The organism is Pleurocapsa sp. CCALA 161 (assembly GCF_003003995.1).
Taxonomy (GTDB): domain Bacteria; phylum Cyanobacteriota; class Cyanobacteriia; order Cyanobacteriales; family Xenococcaceae; genus Waterburya.
Window position 1 is genome coordinate 1 of record NZ_PVWF01000179.1, and the last position, 6,356, is coordinate 6,356.

The window sequence follows — 6,356 nt, forward strand, 5'->3', positions numbered from 1 at the left end:
CCCTGTATGAGTATGTTTGACCCAAAGAGTGTTGTAGGCATCCCTGTCTAGTCCCGCAAAAGCGTACCGTTCAAATGAATCAATTATGGCTTTAATTTCTCGCTCAGTTGGAGCATCTTCTGGGGCAAAGCTGAGTACACCACTACGATACTTGTGCTTAAACTGAAGTGAATCAATTAAGCGACGGGTGATTACTGGATTACCTCTTATTACCAATGGTGCAGGAGAACGCGGTTTTTTGGTAGCAGGGTCATCTAATCGAGTGATATACTCGACGGGTCCTCTTCCTCCACCTGTACCCCTGGCAAAAAATTTAACCAGCACCTGACCTTAACTCCAACATTGCCGATTCAATTCTGGCAAGAGAAGCAACTACTTGAGTTACTTCTGCTGCACCTTTATAGGTATTAGCCCAACGAGCTATTTGATTGAGATTGTTACCAATACGAGCCACCTGTAAATTAAATTCTTGTCGTGACTTTTTGTCCGAAGCATACCCTGTAGAATATTTATTCAACAAGTCACGGGCAAGCTGCGAGGTTTTTAATCCACACGAATGAGCTTTTAGCTCCCAGTCGAGCTTTTCTGCATTAGTGGCTCTGATACCTATATGATTGGTTTTATTAACTTTAGTTGGCATAACAAATAAGTTTTTAAATAGATAAATTGACGAATAAACCATGTTTTGACCAAATCTCTTCTGGTTTTCGCCAGAAGGGGTCGAGGGGAATCCTTTCCCCCGCCAGCCCGACCTTTGTTACGAACAATGTAGTATTTTGTAAAACAAAAGGGTCGGCTGGCTTAGGCAGTCAATTATAGGTATTTGGTATTAGCTAAACCGAGGCTAACATCGGCAGTAACTAATTAGTTAAAGCTAAAAAAAAGATTTTAAGTGGTTTATAAAGTTTTGATTTTTAGAAAAAATACCTATCTAGATCGCTTTAGTTTTAATTGGGATTATTTATTCGCTGTGCTTATCCAAGCCAACAGCTAAAGATTGAGGTAAATTAGATGTTTTTTACTAGCTTTGGTCGAACGGTTCGTTACTTTATGTCGTATAGGCGTGCTAAACGTTATCGCTTATCGGCTTACTAACGGCTAGATCGAGCTATTAAATTAAGTTGTTTGGGGGATTAAATGCAGTTGAGTAACGTAAAATAACGAATAAAAACTATTAATACGCTTCGATTGCAGTTTATGTTTATAAATGTTTTTGGGCAATCTAAGATTGTAATTTAAAAATCTTTTATTAGATGAGCGTCGATCATATTGAGCAAGATAATTTAGCTGGGTCCTCACCAAAAGCTAAATCAAAACCGAAACCGATTCTCAAACTAGTTGTCGATCCTGGTACTTCACTGTCGAAGATTCTCTACATTGTCGATGAGGGTACGGTGAAGTGGATGACGATGGGAGCAGAGTACCTTACTTTACCGAGCGAAAGTGCTAAATCCCTGCCGATTGATTCGGGTATGGGACAACCTGAAGATAATGCTTGGGTGAGATTATCCAAATCAGGAGAATGTCATGCTGTGGGTTTTGTGGCGAGTAATTATCGGGCTACCGTCAGCATCAAAAAACTCAAGCATGAATCTCTACCGTTTAAGATTCTGGCTGCTGTTGGAGCGATCGCCCAAAGAGAAAAATTAGGTAACAGCTTTAAATTGAAGTTGGGAATCTTACTTCCTTATAGTGAATATCGCTTAGAACACGATTGGTCGAGTGAATTGAAAACGGCTCTGTCGAGTTTTTATTTTCAAGATCGACTATTCAAAGTTAAGCTGGCTAGTTTTTCATGTAAGCCTGAAGGGTATGGCATGGCTAAATTCATTTCTCGATGTGAATCAGCCGATTATTTTCATCAAGGCAATACGGCGGTAGTTATGCTCGGTTATCGTAATACTAGCTGTTTGTTTTTCCGTCGAGGAACGGTAAGTAAACCAGAGAGTGGGACGACGGATCTGGGATTCTATACTTTACTCGATAAATTAATTGAGAAAGTTCCTTCTCTTTCGCGGTCGGATATTTTAAAAGCGATGTCGAATGAATCTGAGGAGACTTACGGAAGAGTTGGTAATAATCAAACTTATTTTAGTTATAAAGAATCCCCAGCAACGATTAATTTTGCATCTTTAGTAAAATCTGCGACCTCTGAATTAGCGGAGGAAGAGACGGAAAAAATTAAGCTCAACTACGATATAAGTCTGAATGAATACTGGAGTCTGTTGAAGAATTGGTTAGAAGAAACTCTACCGCGAACAAAAGAGATTGACGCTTTTGTCTTGGGGGGTGGAAGTTACGATCTGCTCTCGGATCATTTTTCTCGCTACGTCAATTCTCTGTCGGCTAAATGTTTTGATACTGACTCGGCTAGCGAACTCAAAAAATATTTACTGTACGGCAAAGATCCCAGGAAGGAAAGGTTTATGAGAGATTCTTTGGCGGTTCGTTTTGCCGACGTTTGGGGATTTTTCGTGCCGTTTGTTAAATACGATCTCGATTTGATTTTAGACCGTAACACAGGAGAGGTGATTACTAATGGGAAATGATAAACATTTGAAACTCCGTGCAGCATCAACCAGTGGTCTGGGACGGGTTCTGGCTCACCTTCAACAAGGTCCTACAAATCAGCAAGATTTGGCATCGATTACTTTACAAAGTCGTTTTTTGCCCTTTGCGATGGACAAAGATGAGGCTGGATTCCGCTCCGTGGCGATTCGCTGTGCGACAGAATGCGAGGCATGGGCAAAAGCGATTCGCGAATATGCCGAACTGGGGATAATTCCTAATTTACCTGGTGTGGTAAAGGGTCAAGATGATTCAATAACTCATGATTCTATTGGCGAGGAGTCCGTTGATGGGGAATTTGAGTCCGATGAAGAAGTTGAGGTAGATGAAGTTGATGATTTGGGATTTTGAGTTTCTGTTTGTGCGCACAGTTAAACCGCATATGCGGTATCTTTTAGAATAAACGATCTCCTTGAATAACGCGAGGTACGAGCGTTTTGAATAATTTAATCTGACCAAACTGTGGGACAGATAATTTTTGCCGATTCATCACTCAAATAAAAGCTCTTTACTGGGTTATTAGATTTAGAGCAGCGCAGAGGCTCGACTTGTTTGTGATAAGGATTCCAAACCGCCACGACATCTCGCTTCTGCTTTTTGCGAATTAGTTGGCAGTTAATATGAACCGTTTGCAACCAGACAATCAAAGCACTGTGTAACTGCGCCGTGACTTCAATTGAAGAACGCTCATATAAATCTTTTATTTTGCGCTTTAATTCAAGTTTGGTAGCATTAATCCGGTTTTTTTCTCCTTCTTTCTCTTCTCCCTCTAGCTTTCTTTTTTTAATTTTTGCTTTAATTTCCCCGATAATGTCTTGGTAATACTCGGTGATTCGCTTCTCATCTCGTTGCAGTTGGCGTTGATTTTTTTGTCGCCAGGGAATTAATTCTCTCTCAATTAGTTGCTCGGAGTGCTGCGTACCTATTTGGAGTAATTCTGGATAATTAATAGCCTGAGCGTCTTCAATTGAGGGTGAGCTTCGGCGGTCAACCGTCCACAATAAAGCATCACCAAGGTCAACTCCCGTAACCCCTGTAATCCCATTGAGCCAAAAAGACACCATTCCCAAGCGTTTTTCCGATGCTTCGGCGGTGTAGTTGACATTAAACAAGACATAAGGAGTAATAGCAGGTACAGCATTCTGTACCCGAATCAAGCCATTTTGAGGACATAGGGTATCCGTTACCAATTTCTCAAAACCGCTCTGTTTCAAATAGCCGTCATATTTAATCCCATAGCTTGCCACATAACCACTGTTGGACAATAACCCCTCAAATCGTTCTAGAATATCTGAATTGTAGGTCACAAAATAACTGCTGCTACCATTGGTATCAGCATTGGTAGTAAAAGTGACTAATTCCCCTACCTCTAAAGCCCTAGCGATTTTTTGGGGTAACAAAACCTCCAGACTTCGATCCGAAGTCCACTCAGCTACTCCACCCTGAACTGCAACCATTTGGTTAATTGTATCGAGTATTTTATTATCCATTTATTTACTGGTCACTGGTCACTGGTCACTGGTCACTGGATTAGGCTTCAAATTCATCGCCAAACAACTGTTCGTCAAATTCCTGTATTTCTTGATAGCTGTGTTTGGCATCTAGCAATTGCTGACCTAAATTACCAAAAGCTGTGTTTAGTTGTTTTGGCTTTTCGTTGGCTAACCAGAGGTCGATAACGGTTTCGCTAAAGTCAAATTCATCTCCCATATTACCTAAAATAGTTTCGATTTCTCCTACCACTAACTCAAACATATTGATTTTGTCGTGGAGTATTTTCAGGATATAGGCTTCGATACTTCCCGCGATCGCAAAGTTAAAGATAAACACATCCTGGGTTTGTCCAATACGATGCAGGCGACCAATACGCTGCTCGATTTTCATCGGATTCCAGGGCAGGTCGTAATTGACAATAGTGTTGGCAAACTGTAGATTGCGTCCTTCTCCCCCTGTTTCTGAAGCTAACATTACGGGAACTTCTTCTCTAAAGCGATCAATCGCTGCATCTTTAGCTTTTAAGGACATCGAACCGCGAAAACAAGTATGGGGAATATTATGCTTTTCTAAATATTTAGATAAATAGGACATGGTGGCCTTGTAATTAATAAACACCAGGGTCTTTTGAGTCGATTTTTTGAGTAAATCTACCAGTTGCTTGGCTTTTTCAAAATCACAAATGCCTTTAGCTCTTTTAAGCAGGAATGCCAGTTCGTCATGGTCGAATCTTTTTTGAAGTCCTTTGATTGTTTCCGTTAAAGCAATAGGACTACTCCCTACTCGCATCAGCAAATTATTACGAGTTAATTTATCAATGCCCCCAGGGTGTTGACGCAGATATCGATCAATTGCTCTATACAACTCCAGTTCTTTTGCCCCTGGAGTAACGGTAATTGTCGTGGCAAAACGCTTGGGGAGTTTTACATCGACCACCGAACGGGTATTCCTGACCATCACTTCTCGCATCAGTTGGCGCAGTTTGGCGGGGTTTTTCGGCACTCGTCCATTCTTTGAACCAACATACTCAAGTTTGAACTGAGCTTCGGTATGCAGCAGCCCTGGTTTAAGAAGAGTCAGGAGATTAAACAGTTCTACCAGATTGTTTTGGACTGGGGTGGCGGTTAACATCAGGATAAATCGCTTTTTGATGGCATTAACCAGCTTCCAGTTGAGGGTACGTTTATTTTTTAGGTGGTGAGCTTCATCAACGATGACTAAATCCCAGTCACGGGCGGTAACGTATTTAAAATGACTTTTGTGCTTGGCGGTATTAATCGATGCCACGATGCGGTCGTTGAGCTGCCAAAATTCTTCGGGGCTTGAATCGCGTTCGTCGGTAGTAATGGTAGGAATGGCAAATTTTTCATCCAGTTCCATCTGCCATTGGGATACTAGGGTAGCAGGAGTTAATACCAACAGGGATTTGATTTGTCCCCTGGCTAAATATTCTTTACAGATTATGGCAGCTTCAATGGTTTTGCCTAACCCTACTTCATCCGACAACATAGCTCGACCACCAAACTGTTTGATTACTTTTTTGGCGGTTTCAATTTGATACCAATGTTTGTCGATATGATGTAGAGCAGGCAGACAAACCAACTGGTCATAATCGGCGAGAACTTTGAGTAGAAACAGAGACTTACGGGCTTCGTAGTGAGAAAGCTCGCCCTGTTGCTGGTTCTTAAAAGCGTTTGCTGCTGCACTTTCGACAAATCGGAAGGAGTAGAGGTCTGACATTAGGGGTGAAATTTAGTGACCAGTCATCGGTTATTAATTATCACCATAGCGAGTATTTTCCCGTTGTTTTCAATATTTAAACAAAAGTAAGCGATCGCTTAAATCCCTACAATCAATCCTACAATAGTAGTAAGCTATCACTTTGACCAAATCAGCAACCGTGAAATTTGTAAAGCATGATTTTTTTAAATAATTCAATGTCCGAGTATTTTTAGTTCGTATAACCGCGTTTAATTCTCTTTAAAAGATGTTTTTGATATTCTATTAATCCAGTCTGATAGTCGGGACATACTAAAGAATTTGAGCGACCAAAATCGAGTTTTACCGCACTACCCCAGGTTTTTAATACAATCCAATTACCAAAGAGGTCTTGGCACAGTTCAACAGTATAAAACCGAGTATCTTTTTGCCAAATTGAATGCTGCCAAAGTTCTAGTTGATTAAATCCGTGCTGCATACTGCGAGTACAGCGTTAGCTGTAGCGACCCGAAATCATAATCACTCCGACCCGCAATAATGTCGTTTTTGAGACCACAATAAATGACACTATAAAT

6 protein-coding genes and 1 pseudogene are annotated in these 6,356 nt (G+C 40.9%); 2 read left to right on the top strand and 5 right to left on the bottom strand.

The features are described from left to right. A pseudogene (locus C7B62_RS23605) lies at positions 1–324 on the bottom strand (relaxase); the annotation flags it as partial. Next, positions 314–640 (bottom strand): MobC family plasmid mobilization relaxosome protein, encoded by a 327-nt coding sequence (locus tag C7B62_RS23610; RefSeq protein ID WP_158260740.1) that lies wholly within the window; start codon positions 638–640, stop codon positions 314–316. The gene C7B62_RS23610 and the pseudogene C7B62_RS23605, both read right to left, overlap by 11 nt. 613 nt (positions 641–1,253) lie before the next feature. On the opposite strand from C7B62_RS23610, the gene C7B62_RS23615 reads away from it, so the two are divergent. Together C7B62_RS23615 and C7B62_RS23620 are read left to right on the top strand one after the other, a co-directional pair. After that, positions 1,254–2,549 (top strand): ParM/StbA family protein, encoded by a 1,296-nt coding sequence (locus C7B62_RS23615; RefSeq protein WP_106243402.1) that lies wholly within the window; start codon positions 1,254–1,256, stop codon positions 2,547–2,549. Next, positions 2,539–2,919 carry a hypothetical protein gene (locus tag C7B62_RS23620; protein ID WP_106243405.1) on the top strand — a complete coding sequence of 127 codons (381 nt, stop codon included), beginning with the start codon at positions 2,539–2,541 and terminating at the stop codon, positions 2,917–2,919. Before C7B62_RS23615 ends, C7B62_RS23620 begins: the two co-directional genes overlap by 11 nt. Before the next feature lie 95 nt (positions 2,920–3,014). Here the strand turns inward: C7B62_RS23620 and C7B62_RS23625 are convergent, their stop codons facing one another. From C7B62_RS23625 to C7B62_RS23635, 3 genes are all read right to left on the bottom strand, one after another. Next, positions 3,015–4,058 carry a hypothetical protein gene (locus tag C7B62_RS23625; protein ID WP_106243409.1) on the bottom strand — a complete coding sequence of 348 codons (1,044 nt, stop codon included), beginning with the start codon at positions 4,056–4,058 and terminating at the stop codon, positions 3,015–3,017. A gap of 40 nt (positions 4,059–4,098) precedes the next feature. Continuing rightward, the gene (locus tag C7B62_RS23630) at positions 4,099–5,802 is read right to left on the bottom strand and encodes a DEAD/DEAH box helicase (RefSeq protein WP_106243412.1); all 1,704 of its coding nucleotides are present in this window, start codon (positions 5,800–5,802) and stop codon (positions 4,099–4,101) included. Between the two features lie 211 nt (positions 5,803–6,013). After that, positions 6,014–6,259, bottom strand: coding sequence for a WGR domain-containing protein (locus tag C7B62_RS23635; RefSeq protein ID WP_106243415.1), 246 nt, complete (start codon positions 6,257–6,259; stop codon positions 6,014–6,016). Positions 6,260–6,356: the final 97 nt, after the last annotated feature.